Origin of the sequence: Pontibacterium sp. (assembly GCF_041587635.1) — a bacterium.
Lineage (GTDB): Bacteria > Pseudomonadota > Gammaproteobacteria > Pseudomonadales > Balneatricaceae > Pontibacterium.
In genome coordinates, this window is record NZ_JBFGYC010000045.1 from 1 (window position 1) to 14,253 (window position 14,253).

The window sequence follows — 14,253 nt, forward strand, 5'->3', positions numbered from 1 at the left end:
ATGGATATAGTCTACATTCGTGAACTAGAAGTGGAAACGATCATCGGTATTTATGACTGGGAACGTGAAATACGTCAGACGGTCAGCCTTGATCTGGAAATGGGAACGGATATCCGGCAGGCCGCCGCCACTGAGGTTGTGGATAACACGCTAAACTATAAATCAGTCTCTGAAAAGCTGATTGAGTTTGTGAGCAATAGCGACTTCCAGCTGGTGGAAACGATGGCGGAAGAGATCGCTACACTGGTGATGAGTACGTTTGGTGTGCGCTGGATTCGTGTGCGGGTTGGCAAACCTGGAGCCGTACCTGCGGCAAAGGATGTGGGTGTAATCATCGAGCGTGGAGAGCGTTTCTGATGGCACAGGTATACGTCAGTATCGGCAGTAATCAGGATCGATCCCGGTATATTCGGGCGTCTCTGGATGCGTTGCATGCGGCGTTTGGTGAGCTTCTGTTGTCCTCCGTCTACGAAAGTAAGGCGGTGGGCTTTGATGGCGACAACTTTTACAACTTAGTTGCCGGGTTTGAGACTGAATTGTCAGTGGGCGAGTTATCGCGTTGCCTTAAAGCCATTGAAGATGACAACGGGCGCTGTCGTAAAGGGCCCAAGTTCAGTGGTCGAACCCTGGATATCGATATTCTGACGTACGATTCGTTAAGCGGCGATCGCGAAGGTGTGCAGTTGCCGCGCAATGAGATTGTTAAAAATGCTTTTGTCTTGTTGCCACTGGCTGAAATAGCACCCAATGTGCTTCATCCGGTCTTAAAGACGTCATATGCTGAGATGTGGAAGGCCTATGATCGTGATCAGCAGTTGTGGAATGTCGACTTTGAGTGGGCAGGGAAACAAATTTCGAAAGCGATCTGATACTACGAACGATTCCCTCGCCAGCTCTGCTAGCGCTTAACTGTAGAGTGAGCGCCCACCATCCACCGCTAATACTTGTCCTGTAATAAAAGGTGCCGACGCAAGAAAGTAGACCGCGTCGGCGATGTCTTTTGGCGTACCGCTGCGCGCCAGTGGCGTCTTACTCAGGATCTCTTGCTTTGCCGTATCTGTTGGCGCGGCTTCCGCTTCCGGCCAGAGAATTGGCCCGGGAGATACGCCGTTGATTCGCACTTCGGGCGCCAGATCTTTTGCCAGTGTCCGCACCATCATCTCAACACCCGCTTTCGCGATGGAGTAGATTGGATACGCGGGCAAACCGCGTTGAGCATGAATATCGACAAGATTAATCACGGCTCCGTGATTGTTCTTAAGTCCTTGGCTAAGCAGCGATGTCAGAAAGTAGGCCGCACGTACGTTGCTGTTGATCAAGTCATCCCACTGATGTTGAGTGCTTTCAGGTAGTGATGTTGGATAGAAGCTGGAGGCGTTATTGATCAGTAGATCAATGTCGCCAAATTCTTCGCTGATATGGGTAGCGAGGCGTGTAACCGCGTCCATATCCGTTAAGTCGGCTTGTAGTGCGTAGGCCGAATCGCGGCGTTGATGATTGAGGTCTTCGATTAGTCGGGTCGCATCGTCTTGTGAATGGCGATAGTGGATAATCACCTTAAAACCATGGCGGTGAAGCGTACGGGCAATTTCCGCACCGATGCGCCGGGCGCCACCGGTCACTAGGGCTGTAGGTGATGAGGCTGGCATGGATATGTCCTGTTAAAAAGTGTCACAAATATGCTGTCGACGCCGGTTCAGCTCATCGCCAAGCGCTTTTCCTTTAAAGCCTTCGGCCATCAGTTCCTTCGGTTGCAGGGTGTTGAGTTGTGCCAGTAGTTCGTTTATTCGCGATGAAAGCTGTGTATCTATCTCATGCAACGCTTTGCAACTGACCAGTATCGCTTCTAATCGTTGTGGTCGACGCAGGAGGTCTAAAGCCTGAATTAATCGTAACCGAGTTGTGCCATCCAGATCATCAAATGCAGCGATATCCTGATGCCACGCTCTGACCTGTTGTGCCTGTTCCAGCCAGACTTTGGGGGTTTTTAACCGGGCGCAAAACCGATCTATAACATCCTTTGCTTGAGGCAATTCCAGGTGTTGGGTGGACAGTGTCATCAAGCAACTAAAAATGTTTTGTCCGGTACACGCATTAAACTTGCTACAGCGGCTTATCACTGCTTCGACGGTCTGTGTATCGTTGTTGCTAAATAATACGCTCCACTCTGGAAATAAAACGTGCAGCGCATGGCATTGTTGAAGCAGCTTGATGTACGCGTAAGGAGTTCGCTCAGCCAAAGCACGTTCCGTCTCTTTCCATACACGTTCTGGCGTCAGGTGGATCAGTTCATCACTTGTGGATAACTGAATCATTAATTCCAGCGTTTCTTCTGCGATTTCGAATCCAAGGTGGGCGTATCGCGCATAAAAGCGTGCGACCCGAAGCACCCTTAAAGGGTCCTCCGCAAATGCTGGGGAGACGTGGCGCAGGATACGATTTTGAATGTCCTGTTGGCCTTTATACGGGTCGATCAGCTCACCGTCTTTGCTCTGGGCGATCGCATTGATCGTCAGATCACGGCGGATTAGGTCTTCTTCCAGTGTGACGTCGGGAGCCGCAAAGTACTCAAACCCGGTGTAGCCTTTACCGGATTTTCGCTCAGTCCGGGCAAGAGCGTATTCTTCGCCTGTTTTGGGATGGATGAAAACCGGGAAGTCTTTACCAACAGGCTGATAACCTTTGGACAGCATCTCATCCACAGTAGCACCCACGACGAGCCAGTCTTTGTCGTAGACAGGATAGTTGAGCAACTGATCGCGCACCGCGCCGCCAACAAGATAGATCTGCATTTTACTTTTCACACTGATCAGGGAAGTCGACGCGCCAGGCTTCAAAACCCCCATTGACGCTATATACCTCGTCGAAACCTTGTTGAACCAGAAACTGGGCTGCGGACTGGCTGCTAATACCGTGATAACAGCAAACGAGGAGTGGTTTATCCATATCTGCGTCCTGCATAAACTGATGCAGGTTGTCGTTGTTCACGTTGACCGCATTCGGCATGTGTCCTGCGACGAAGCTTTGTTGATCGCGAATGTCAGCTACCGTGGCGTCTTTCTGAAGCAGTTCAAGTGCCTGCGCGGTTGAGATGCAGCTGTATTGATCCATAGTGATATACCTTCATAAACGTAGTACTTCAGTGTCTTAAAGCTCAATCTTACGCAATGCTGAGCAGTCGCAACTGAAGCGGGCACGATCTTCTAAGCGCAATGCGGTAAGCTGGTTTCCCCAGACGCAACCTGTATCCAGCGCAAAGACGTTTTCATCATCTGCACTCCCTTCCAGTGCGGCCCAGTGACCAAACAGGATTGGCAGGTTGTCCGCTTTGCGTGGATGCATAAACCAAGGCTTGTAACCTTTGGGTTGAGTGTCCAGGCTACCCTTGGTTTTCAGTTCCAGTGTGCCTTGTTTGTCGCAAAAACGCATCCGGGTCAGATAGTTTGTAATCACACGAAGGCGGTCCCAGCCATCCAGGCATGAATCCCAGCGGTCAGGTTTGTTGCCATACATATGTTCAAAATAATCTGCAGCTGCATCGCTTTTCAAAACAGCTTCAACTTCCGCGGAACGCTTGCGTGCATTTTTCAGAGACCAGTCGGGTGGAATGCCTGCGTGGGCCATCGCATAACCAACTGTCTCGTCGACAATCAGCAGCGGCTGTTGTCGCAACCAATCCATCAGTTCTTCGCGATCAGGCGCGTCGAGAATCGGTTGCAGTGTATCGCTGCGACGTTGATGGGTTTTTCCATAATGAACGGCCAGAAGGTGCAGGTCATGATTGCCCAGTACGATCCGAACCTGACTGCCCAGCGATTTTAGATAACGCAGCGTTTCTAACGACTTTGGTCCGCGATTAACCAGATCACCGGCAATCCAAAGACAATCGGTTTCGCTGAATTCAATGCGTTCTAATAGCTGTAGCAGTTGATCGAAGCAGCCTTGAATATCACCCAATGCGTAGGTCGACATTACTGGTGAAATCTCCTGTATCTAGGTCTGAGGCGGGGGCTTAGCGGATGATTGATGAGACCGGGATAGTCGGTCTCATCATGTAGCGGAGTTAGTGCAGGGCGTTCGGGGTCGCAAGAGTAAACGGGGAGATCGGGGCGTTAAACGTGATGCCATCATCACCGCGCATCTCATAATGTCCCTGCATACTGCCAACACTGGTGGCCAGCACGGTACCGCTGGTATAGCTGTAGCTATCCTCCGGAGCGATCAGGGGTTGTTCACCCACGACACCTTCACCTTCGACTTCCTGAGAATGTTCGTTACCATCAATGATCAGCCAGCGCCGGCTTAACAGCTGCACGGGTTGGTCGAGGTGATTGGTAATTGTAATGTGGTAAGAGAAAACATACCGTTTGCTGTCTGGATCGGATTGATCAGACAGGTAGTTGGTTTCTACCTTGATGTTTATGTTCTCTTCCGGATTCTCGATCTGCATAGGCTGTGCTTAACCGTTTTGATTCTTTTGTTGGTAGATATAATCACTGATACGAACAAACTGTTCCAGCGTAATACGTTCTGGACGCAGACCAGGATCGATCTCTAGTGTTTCCAGCGTGTCAGCGCTGACTAAGCCTTTCATGTTGTTACGCAGCGTCTTGCGGCGCATGGTAAAGGCTGTACGGACTACATTTTGCAGCGTGGTTACGTCCTGCGCTTCAAATGGCAGTGTCTCATAAGGTGTCAGGCGAATGATAGCCGAGTCCACCTTCGGTGCAGGATTAAACGCGCCTGGCGGCACCACAAAAAGCGGCTCAACCTGACAGTAGTATTGGGTCATGATACCCAGACGGCCGTAGTTGTTCTCACCGGCACCCGCTGCCATACGATCCACAACCTCTTTCTGCAGCATAAAATGCATATCCTGAACACGACCTGCATGAGTCAGCAGGTGGAAGATCAGTTGTGTCGAGATGTTGTAGGGCAGGTTGCCAACGATGCGCAGCGGACGCTCATCTTCGCACAGCGTGGCGAAGTCGAATTTCATCGCGTCCGTCTCAAAAATGCGAAACTTGTCACCGTAGTTAAAGAACTTTGTACGCAGAATCGGCGGCAGGTCACGATCCAGCTCAATCGCATCCAGCGCACCCGCTTCCGCAAGCAGCTCTTCGGTGAGCGCGCCTAGACCGGGACCAATTTCGACAAGGTGGTCTGACTCGTGCGGAGCAATAGAACGAATGATCCGGCGGATAACACCGTGATCATGCAGGAAGTTTTGCCCGAAGCGTTTACGGGCTTTATGCATTGCAGGTTTTTTGCTCATTAGAATCAGTACTTAGATTGACGGTGTGCTGCCATCTCGGCAGCATAGTCGATTGCTGTTAGCAGGCTGCCACTATCTGCCTGACCGGAGCCAGCCAGATCCAGCGCCGTGCCGTGATCAACCGATGTGCGGATAATCGGCATGCCAAGTGTAACATTAACCGCGCGGCCAAAGCCTTTGTATTTCAAAACCGGCAGGCCCTGATCGTGATACATGGCCAGAGCGGCATCGGCAGTCGCCAGATACTTTTCGGTAAAGAGGGTATCTGCAGGCAGTGGGCCGGATAGATTCATGCCGCTTGCGCGCAGTTTCGTCAGTACAGGTTCGATCACATTGATCTCCTCCATACCCAGATGGCCACCTTCGCCAGCATGTGGATTGAGGCCGGCCACCAAAATATGAGGATTCGGTAATCCGAATGAGGTTTGCAGATCCTTGTGCAATACCTCTATTACTTCGGTCAGAAGCTCCGGTGTGATGCTATCGGCAATCTCTCGCAAAGGGAGGTGTGTGGTTGCCAGTGCGACACGTAGCCCTTCAGTGGCCAGCATCATCACAACTTTTGATGTGTGCGTCAGCTCTTCGAGAAACTCGGTGTGGCCACTAAACGGGATGCCCGCGTCGTTAATAATGCCTTTGTGAACCGGCGCTGTAACCAAACCGTGGAAGGTATTATCTAGGCAACCTTCGGTCGCCAGTCTCAGTGTCTCAAGTACATAGCTGCTGTTTTGAGCATCAAGTTCACCTGCCTGTGCGGCTACCGGTAACTTAACAGGCAGCACGGTCAGTGTGCCTTTTGGCGTTGACTGCGCGGGTTTCAGAGGATCAAAAGTTCTGATGTTCAGCGGCAGGTTGAGTGTCTGAGCACGGTCAGTGAGCAGTTCAGGGTCAGCGATAATGACCAGTTCGTGCGGATGTCCGTGTTGGGCGATTTGGATACATAGATCAGGGCCGATACCCGCAGGTTCACCTGCGGTTACGGCCAGTCGGAGGCTATTCAAGTGGCTGAGGCCCTTTACTCTTTGATTTCAATATACGCCTGAGAATGAATCTCGCGCAGCCAGTTTTCCAGCTCTTCGTTGAAGCGACGCTTACGAATGCTATTACGCGCCCGATTCTCAATCATCTCGGTACCGACGTCCTGAGTACGTCGATCCTGTACCCAGAGGATATGCCAGCCAAATTTAGTCCGAAAAGGTTCAGAGCGTTGACCAATCGGCGTTGAATTCATCATCTGTTCGAACTCAGGAACCATCTGTCCGTTTTGAGTCCAGCCCATGCTGCCGCCTTCTGAACCGCTGCCAGGGTCGTCGCTATACTCTTTGGCCAGCTGCTCGAAGGGTTCGCCGTCCTGAAGACGTTTAGCTAGCTCTTTGATCTTTAAGCGAGTTTGAGCATTGCTACGAATTTCAGTCGGTTTTAGCAGGATATGACTAACTTGTGTCTGGTTAATCAGCACCTTTTCGCCACCACGCGTATCGTTAACCTTGATGATATGAAAACCACCTGGTGTACGAATCGGCGGTGTGATGGTGCCGGATTCTGCTTTTTTCAGCGAAGCACTAAGCTGCGACGGCAGTTCATTCAGTTTACGCCAGCCTAATTCGCCGCCTTTGAGTGCGTTAGGCGCATTGGAGTAGCTGATAGCTGACTGTGCAAAGTCCTTGCCGGACACTAACTCCTGATAGAGGGCTTTGGCTTTTCTTTCGGCTTCCTGAATCATCGCCGGGCTCGCCTGAGTCGGGACGGCAAAGAGGATGTTACTCAGGTTGAGTTCTGGATTTGAGGTGGACTTGCCTTCATCAGATTCGAGATAATTCAGCAGATCCTGTTCCGTAACACGAATGCGGCTATTAACCACGCTGCGCTGTACCTGAGTAATCAATAACTCGCGACGAATTTGCTCACGCACAGTATCGAAGCTTTTTCCTTCTGCAACGACTGTTTCGCGGAACTGATCCAGCGTCATGTCGTTCTGACGCGCGATGCTCTCCAACGACAACGCAAGCTGGCGGTCGGAGATACGGATGCCCCGTTGCTGCGCTAACTGAAGCTGGAGGCTGTCTAGAACAAGACGATCCAGCACCTGTTTACGCAGTACGTTGTACTGTGGTTGAGCGGTATTTCGCTCGCGTAGTTGATCGCGAATGGTATCGATGCGGGCATTCAGTTCGCTTTGTAACACGATGCCGTCATTTACAATCGCAACAACGCGATCAAGCGGGATTTCCTGTGCATGGGTCGACAGGGAAATCAGAGTACTTGCAATGGTTGCTGCAACCAGCTTGCCGAGCTTAAAAGTCATCTTGCTCATCTCGTTCTTCAAAACCAGTTATATCTTCAAGGAAGCCTACACTGCCGCTATTGACTGAACCCAGTCCTTTCAGGATAAAGCGAAGGTAAACACCATCATCAAATTCGTCGTTCGTGGTGGTTAGCCAGCGACGACCATAAAACTGCAGCTTCCAGCAGCAGCTTTCATATTCAACACCAAGGACTGTTTCCAGATCCTGTTCTGCTTCAAGATCACGCTGCCAGCGTCCCAACGCTGTTACACGTTCGGTGAGTGGCCAGATAAACTGCAAATCAGTCTGGTCGCGGACATTTTCTTCAAAGCGATAGCTAAAGTTAAAACGCTGATCGTTACTCGCTTTATATGCAAGGCGGACGTTGGTCTCTTTTGCGTCGAAGTCAGAGTAGGCTAACACATTGTCCAGTGTGATACGCAAACGCGAGTTATAGTTCCATACGGCCTGAGTGGCGAAATCCGACTGATTGGATGTTTCAACCGTGCCGCCATTAAGAATGACATCCCGGTCATCAAAATAAAACGCCTGCCCGATACTGAAATTAAAGGACTCGTAGCCGTCTTCTTGCAGAAAACGCGTCGTGAGACCTAAAGAAACCTGCTGTGCATCACCGATACGGTCACGACCACTGAAACGGTTGTAGCGGAACAAGGACTGGTAGTCGAAATCGAGCAGAGAGGTATCGAAATCGGGTGCTTCGCTCTGATCTTTGTCCGGGACATATAATCCAAACACTCGCGGTTCTAACGTTTGAACGCCGCCGGTAGCCAGGTCACGTTCGAAGATCAGGCTGCTATCCAGGCTGGCGATCGGGACGCTGTACGTCGGTGAGTTATCTGCCCCGCTGACCTGATCTTTAAGTTCGTATTGAGTATTCCAAAGTCTCAGGCTCGGGGTAATGTACCCATAGCTGCGGCTAAAGCGTCGACTAATCTCAGGCGTCAGATGAACACGGCTACCCGTAATACGGTCATTGCCGGTGAGATTGGTTATATCCCGATCAAAGTAAACATATTCACTCAGATACTTAAGTTGGGTGCGATCCCATTCGTAATTACCTCGCAACTGGAATTGAGGGAGGCGCCTATAGGGGGCCGTTCCATCAACAAGCGTTTGATAGCTATGCAAGCGTGCCAGCGCATTCCAGTTCGGCGCGTGGTAGGTGAGTTCACCCAAGCGATCCAGGTTTGACTCTCTCTGCACATCAAGATCGGTGGTGAGGTCATCAAAATAGTTGTCATCGCTGACGGCGGTATAGTCCACATGTGCCCCCCAGCCCGGAGCTGGTCGGCCTTTGTGGTGGACATTCAGTAACCATCGATCGTCGTTCGCCAATTCATCGTCAGGGAGATAAGCAACCCCAAGTTCGGTTTTGTTCTGGTGACTCAGATAGCGGAATTCGTTCTCCAGCATCACCCCTCTGTTGCTAATCCAGCGAGGCGTCAACGTATCGTCGTAATTAGGGGCGAGGTTAAAATAGTACGGTGCTGTCAGGTCTAAGCCGTCAGATTGCGTATAGCCGATACTTGGATACAGGAAGCCACTCTTTCTTTGATCATCGATCGGAAATGTCAGGATCGGAGAGTAGAAAATAGGTACTGGTCCAACCTTTAGCGTGGCATGTTTTGCTGTCCCAAAGCCGGATTCTCGATCCAGTTCAATATTGCTTGCGCTCAGCTTCCAGTCTTCATTGCCAGGCGGACAAAAGGTGTAGTCGCCTTCTTTTAATGTGACATGGGTATTTGAATTGCGCTGAATTTCCTCTGCCGTGCCACGCAGATGACTTTCATGAAAAACAAACTGGGCATTGCTGAAGTTGCCCTGATTTGTTTTCAGGTTAATCGTGGCGTCAGAGGCGATCATCAAAACGCCGGGTTCCCGAAAGACGACATCGTCTTCGAAATGTGCTTCGCTCTTGCTCTGATCAACGTTTGCGGATTCTGCAGATAATCGGCGACCACCTTGTCTGAGGTTAACGCCCTCGCGTAACTTGGTTAAGCCACCCAGCTCGGCTTGTGATTTGCCCGCATCAAGATAGACCGGTGGATCTGATTCATCTTCGTCGCCGTGAACCTTAAACTCAGGTTCGACATACCGACCGCTGCAAACCATATCCCGTTGACGAACCTGAACCCAGTCCAGAGACTTGTAACTTGGAAGGGATTTGGCATTGGCGGCCAGAGGTGCTTTGATCGATCCGGCCGGACGTAACGTGGGAGCCGGTTTATTGGTACAGTCCCAGTTGCCACTTTTATTGGCAGAACAGTCCCAGATCTGATCAGATGTATTTGCTAACCCTAGTTGTGGATAGGCTATCGCCGCTACGGCCATGGCCACACAGTAAGATAAGGGTTTGATTGAGGGCATATCAACATGTTCCTTCTGGCTGAATACCGGGTCGCCCGGTTTCTCGCCGACCCCCTGTCGCGTAAGATACGGCAGGTCGTGAATAATAAACATTCAAGAGAATATGTGCTAGAGGATCAGGCTGAATGGATCCACGTTTAAGTGAATTGAAGAGCTGGTCGGCGCAGATGCTGGATCAGTTGGGTGAAACGCTGAGTGACAACTGGCAATGCAGTGTTGTTGCCGGGGATGCGAGCTTTCGCCGATATTTTCGTATTACCGACGGTGATCGAACCTGGATTGCTGTTGATGCGCCCCCCGAGAAAGAAGACAGTCAGCCGTTTGTTGAGGTGGCACGCTGTTGGCAGGGGCTGGATGTGAATGTCCCGGATATCAAAGCGGACGATCTGCAGCAGGGTTTTATGTTGCTGGAGGATTTTGGCGATATCCAGTTTTTACCTGAGCTATCTCCCGAGACGGCAGATGCGCTGTACGGTAGTGCATTTGCTGAATTGCTAAAACTACAGCGTTGTATGGGGTTGGCCGCGCGTGAACTGCCGCCATATGATTCTGCGATGTTGCAGCGGGAAGTTGATCTGTTTCGTGACTGGTTCCTGAAGGAACTCTTGCAGGTCAGCCTTTCTGACATTAATGGGCAGAGTTTGGATCAGATTTTCTCGACCCTGATCAATTCGGCGCTGCAGCAGCCACAGGTGTGTGTCCATCGGGATTATCACTCTCGCAACCTGATGTTGTGTGGTGAGAATCGTGTGGGCGTCATCGATTTTCAGGATGCAGTGATGGGGCCGGTCACTTACGATCTGGTCTCTCTGCTGAGAGACTGTTATATCGCGTGGCCGGAGCAAGATGTTGAGCGCTGGTTGTCTCAATACTGGGAACTGCTACAGCAAGAACGTCCTGACCAGCTGGGTGAAATCGATCTGGAGCAGTTTCGGATTTGGTTTGATCGAATGGGCATGCAGCGTCATCTGAAAGCGGTGGGGATCTTTGCCCGTCTGAAAATACGTGATGGTAAAGCAGGTTATCTGCAGGATATCCCACGTACGATGAGTTATCTGCTGGACGTTGGTGGGCGTTATCCTGAGCATCAGGGTGTCGTTGAGTGGTTGCGTGCAGAAGTCGTCCCCTTGATGTCCAGCTCGGGGCTGTTTGATCAAGATGCCATGCAGCGGTGGCTCGACTGATGCGTGCGATGATTCTTGCCGCGGGCCTTGGAACACGCATGCGCCCGCTGACGCTTGATACCCCTAAGCCGTTGTTGAAGATTGCTGATCAACCGATGATTGAGCATCACATTCTGCGCTTGAAGGCTGCCGGATTCACTTATCTGGTGATCAATCATGCCTGGTTAGGCGAACAGATTGAGGCGTATCTGGGTGATGGGCAGCGATTAGGTGTTGAGATCGTTTATTCAGCAGAATCTGAGCCGCTGGAAACGGCGGGTGGGATCGCTAAAGCGTTGCCGCTGCTGTCGCCAGACGGTCAAAGTCTGTTTGCGGTGATCAACGGTGATATTTTCTGTGACTATCCTTTTGCCCAATTACCGCTAACGCTAGAAGCTCCTAAGATAGCGCATCTGGTGCTGGTGGATAACCCGGAGCATAATCCGGCAGGTGATTTTGCCCTGCAAGCAGGACGTGTCGTGGATGATTCGGATGAGTCGGCGGACACTCGTAAACTGACCTTTAGTGGGATCAGTGTGCTTTCTCCGGCTCTCTTTGACGGCATCCAGGCAGGTGAGAAGGCCGCATTGGCTCCACTGCTAAGGACTGCAATCAGTGAAGGTAAGGTCAGTGGCGAACACCATCCGGGTTACTGGGTGGATGTGGGGACACCAGAACGACTGACAGAAGTTGATCAATTTGTGAGGGAACAAAATGGCGTTTGATCCAGAGACCGCTGGACGTAGTCTGGCTGAGTCGCTTAAAAGACATCGCACCAGTATTTTGCTGGGCAGTGTGATTGGTCTGTTCACCGGAGGGCCTGCGGGTCTGATTATGGGTGGACTGTTTGGATATTTCGCCAGTCGCTTGTTATTAGGTGCTGTTAAAGCGTTTCATCCTCAACGGGCGTTGTTTAAAGCGACGTTTTCGGTCATGGGTAAAGTGGCCAAAGCTGACGGCCGGGTGAGTGAAAACGAAATTGCCTTTGCCAGTGCCTTGATGAACCAGATGCGGTTGACGGGCGAAAAACGTCAGGAAGCGATTGATCAGTTCAATGCCGGTAAAGAAGCTGATTTTGATATCGCTGAAGTGCTGAAACCGCTAGCGGTTTATCTGCGTCATCGGCCCGATGTGCGGATGTTCTTTGTTGAAGTTCAGTTGCAGGCTGCGTTTGCGGACGGTGAAGTCAGTGCTGCGGAACTGGAAGTTATCCAGCAGGTATGCGCTTACTTGCAGATGACTCAGCAGGAAGTAGAGATGCTGGTGGCGCGGATGCAGGCGCAGCAATCCTTTCATCAGCAGGGGCAACAGGGCTTTGCTGGCCCACAAGCGGCTCAGATGCTGGATGCCGCGTATCGTGTACTCGGCGTTGAGGCTGAGGCGACAGATGCCGAAGTGAAGAAAGCCTACCGTAAACTGATGAGTCAGCATCATCCGGATAAGCTGGTGTCTAAAGGCCTGCCGGAAGAGATGGTTACTATGGCGAAAGAGAAATCACAAGAGATTCAGGCAGCGTACGAACAGGTTCGTCGTGCCCGAAAGGCCGCGGTGTAAGAATTGCCCTGGCTTCGTTTAGGCTGCGTTACCGACCCGGAGCCATTTCTGACTTAGCAGTGTCTGCTTCTTCTGCCATCTCTTTTTCGATTTCGACTGTCTGCATGGGCGCCAGAATATGGCGCCTGATCAGTCCATCCACTTGCTGTCCTAACCAGCGTTCCTGTTTTTCCCAGTCCTGATAACGATTGCTTAGGCGACGCTGCATATAGTGCGTCAGCTGGCTGCGGCGTGCCCAGCGTAAACGTTGTTTTGGCGGAGCCTCAAACAGGGTGGTTGACGACGGTTCCCCTTGGTAGATATCTACGACAGGTACTTTTAAGGCGGGAATCAGATCTGCCAGGACAGGGACAGCATCAACCGAAGGCGTCGCAGGGTTGATGATCACCAGTCCAAGTGAGTTAACGACTTCCTGATTGTCTTTCACAAATTGACTTGCCCATACGGCGCCGCTGCCCACACCAATAGCAATAATACGTTCAGCACCTCGCTGTCTCAGCGCATTGAGTGCCGTATTTGCTAATCCCTGGATACGTTCAGGATAGGGCGGTATCAGAGGCGTGTCTGTTTCCGTATCAGGGAGGGGAGGCGGCGCCGGTCTCGCTGTTGCGGGGGCTGTGGTGCCTGTGCTTTCTTCAGCACCTCCTTCTTCTGAAGTGTTGTCTTCTCCATTTTGCTTCACCAGTTGTAGTACAGGCAGCGTACGCTTCGGCGGATGCAGGGTGGGTGGGGTTGGCAGCTGCAGCGACAGGGTGTTCCAGCCTTGATCACTCAGCTGCAAACGCAGTGGATGGGCGTAATCGGGCCAATCCGCATGAGTGCCTTCGCTAGGAAAGAGGATGATTCCGCCCAATGCTTCTGGCTGGCTCTGTGGATGAAACAAGCCGATGGTACGGTCATCACCACTTTCAAGCCAGATCACCTCTGTTTCCGGACTGTTATTCTTGACCAGCTCCTGCAACCGGTTCAGGTCGGGGGAGGGTTCTGTGCGCGGGCCTATAACGGGGGGGACTGGAGGTGGCGTTGCCGCAGATGTATCGGACGTTTCTTCACCGGACGCCTCTGTTGTTGAAGGCGTGGATTCCTCAGCCGTGATAAGTGGGGCTGAAAAGAGAAGGCTCAGGGCAAAACACAGGCGGATAATAGGTCGGTTCATGGCTTTGATTATTAACAAGCTGCTGACTATAGGCAAGAAGGGTTTATCCCTTGGAGCGCTCAGGTACAATAGCGGCTAATTATTACTCAGCTTCATTAAGAGACCCGTATGTCTGATTTTAAAATTGCTCCTTCTATCTTGTCTGCTGATTTTGCCCGTTTGGGTGAAGAGGTTGAAAACGTGCTCGCAGCCGGTGCTGATTACGTGCACTTTGATGTGATGGACAATCACTACGTGCCAAATCTGACGATTGGTCCGATGGTTTGTAAAGCATTGCGTAACCACGGTATTGAAGCCCCCATTGATGTTCACCTGATGGTGAAGCCGGTGGATCGTATTATCGGTGACTTTATCGAAGCGGGTGCATCTATCATTACTTTCCATCCGGAAGGTTCTGAACATATTGACCGGTCATTGCAGATGATCCGC

16 protein-coding genes are annotated in these 14,253 nt (G+C 51.3%); 6 read left to right on the forward strand and 10 right to left on the reverse strand.

Features of this window, described 5'->3' with window-relative positions:
* Positions 1 to 357: dihydroneopterin aldolase (gene folB, locus ABYW01_RS04315; RefSeq protein ID WP_372831292.1), on the forward strand; the 357-nt coding region annotated here is incomplete at its 5' end.
* Entirely contained in the window at positions 357 to 869 is a 513-nt protein-coding gene (folK, locus tag ABYW01_RS04320; protein WP_372831293.1) for a 2-amino-4-hydroxy-6-hydroxymethyldihydropteridine diphosphokinase, read from the forward strand. The genes folB and folK, both read left to right, overlap by 1 nt.
* 36 nt (positions 870 to 905) lie before the next feature.
* On the opposite strand, the gene ABYW01_RS04325 is transcribed toward folK, so the two are convergent.
* The 9 genes from ABYW01_RS04325 to ABYW01_RS04365 form a co-directional block, all read right to left on the reverse strand.
* Complete coding sequence (locus tag ABYW01_RS04325) at positions 906 to 1,649, reverse strand: pteridine reductase (protein WP_372831294.1); 744 nt, start codon at positions 1,647 to 1,649, stop codon at positions 906 to 908.
* 12 nt (positions 1,650 to 1,661) lie between these two features.
* A complete protein-coding gene (locus tag ABYW01_RS04330; protein WP_372831295.1) occupies positions 1,662 to 2,792 on the reverse strand; it encodes a hypothetical protein in 1,131 nt (376 codons plus the stop codon).
* A gap of 1 nt (position 2,793) precedes the next feature.
* Entirely contained in the window at positions 2,794 to 3,111 is a 318-nt protein-coding gene (gene glpE, locus ABYW01_RS04335) for a thiosulfate sulfurtransferase GlpE (RefSeq protein ID WP_372831296.1), read from the reverse strand.
* 36 nt (positions 3,112 to 3,147) lie between these two features.
* Complete coding sequence (locus tag ABYW01_RS04340) at positions 3,148 to 3,972, reverse strand: symmetrical bis(5'-nucleosyl)-tetraphosphatase (RefSeq protein WP_372831297.1); 825 nt, start codon at positions 3,970 to 3,972, stop codon at positions 3,148 to 3,150.
* Between the two features lie 91 nt (positions 3,973 to 4,063).
* Positions 4,064 to 4,450 carry a Co2+/Mg2+ efflux protein ApaG gene (gene apaG / locus ABYW01_RS04345; RefSeq protein WP_372831298.1) on the reverse strand — a complete coding sequence of 129 codons (387 nt, stop codon included), beginning with the start codon at positions 4,448 to 4,450 and terminating at the stop codon, positions 4,064 to 4,066.
* Positions 4,451 to 4,459: 9 nt separating this feature from the next.
* Positions 4,460 to 5,275, reverse strand: coding sequence for a 16S rRNA (adenine(1518)-N(6)/adenine(1519)-N(6))-dimethyltransferase RsmA (gene rsmA, locus ABYW01_RS04350; RefSeq protein ID WP_372831299.1), 816 nt, complete (start codon positions 5,273 to 5,275; stop codon positions 4,460 to 4,462).
* Between the two features lie 5 nt (positions 5,276 to 5,280).
* On the reverse strand, positions 5,281 to 6,276 hold the full coding sequence (gene pdxA, locus ABYW01_RS04355; protein WP_372831300.1) for a 4-hydroxythreonine-4-phosphate dehydrogenase PdxA: 996 nt from the start codon (positions 6,274 to 6,276) through the stop codon (positions 5,281 to 5,283).
* Between the two features lie 14 nt (positions 6,277 to 6,290).
* On the reverse strand, positions 6,291 to 7,589 hold the full coding sequence (locus ABYW01_RS04360; RefSeq protein WP_372831301.1) for a peptidylprolyl isomerase: 1,299 nt from the start codon (positions 7,587 to 7,589) through the stop codon (positions 6,291 to 6,293).
* Positions 7,570 to 10,044 (reverse strand): LPS-assembly protein LptD, encoded by a 2,475-nt coding sequence (locus tag ABYW01_RS04365; RefSeq protein WP_372831302.1) that lies wholly within the window; start codon positions 10,042 to 10,044, stop codon positions 7,570 to 7,572. The genes ABYW01_RS04360 and ABYW01_RS04365 overlap by 20 nt, the downstream gene beginning before the upstream one ends.
* A gap of 32 nt (positions 10,045 to 10,076) precedes the next feature.
* Here ABYW01_RS04365 and ABYW01_RS04370 point away from each other — a divergent pair, with 32 nt between their 5' ends.
* Genes ABYW01_RS04370 through djlA form a run of 3 tightly spaced genes read left to right on the forward strand, consistent with a single transcriptional unit; the run spans position 10,077 to position 12,668 of the window.
* Entirely contained in the window at positions 10,077 to 11,135 is a 1,059-nt protein-coding gene (locus tag ABYW01_RS04370) for an aminoglycoside phosphotransferase family protein (RefSeq protein WP_372831303.1), read from the forward strand.
* Positions 11,135 to 11,839, forward strand: coding sequence for an N-acetylmuramate alpha-1-phosphate uridylyltransferase MurU (gene murU, locus ABYW01_RS04375; protein ID WP_372831304.1), 705 nt, complete (start codon positions 11,135 to 11,137; stop codon positions 11,837 to 11,839). Before ABYW01_RS04370 ends, murU begins: the two co-directional genes overlap by 1 nt.
* On the forward strand, positions 11,829 to 12,668 hold the full coding sequence (gene djlA / locus ABYW01_RS04380) for a co-chaperone DjlA (RefSeq protein WP_372831305.1): 840 nt from the start codon (positions 11,829 to 11,831) through the stop codon (positions 12,666 to 12,668). Before murU ends, djlA begins: the two co-directional genes overlap by 11 nt.
* A gap of 28 nt (positions 12,669 to 12,696) precedes the next feature.
* Here djlA and ABYW01_RS04385 read toward each other — a convergent pair whose 3' ends face one another.
* A complete protein-coding gene (locus ABYW01_RS04385; RefSeq protein WP_372831306.1) occupies positions 12,697 to 13,824 on the reverse strand; it encodes a DUF3530 family protein in 1,128 nt (375 codons plus the stop codon).
* 108 nt (positions 13,825 to 13,932) lie between these two features.
* On the opposite strand from ABYW01_RS04385, the gene ABYW01_RS04390 reads away from it, so the two are divergent.
* On the forward strand, positions 13,933 to 14,253 hold a 321-nt coding region (locus tag ABYW01_RS04390; protein ID WP_372831307.1), incomplete at its 3' end, for a ribulose-phosphate 3-epimerase.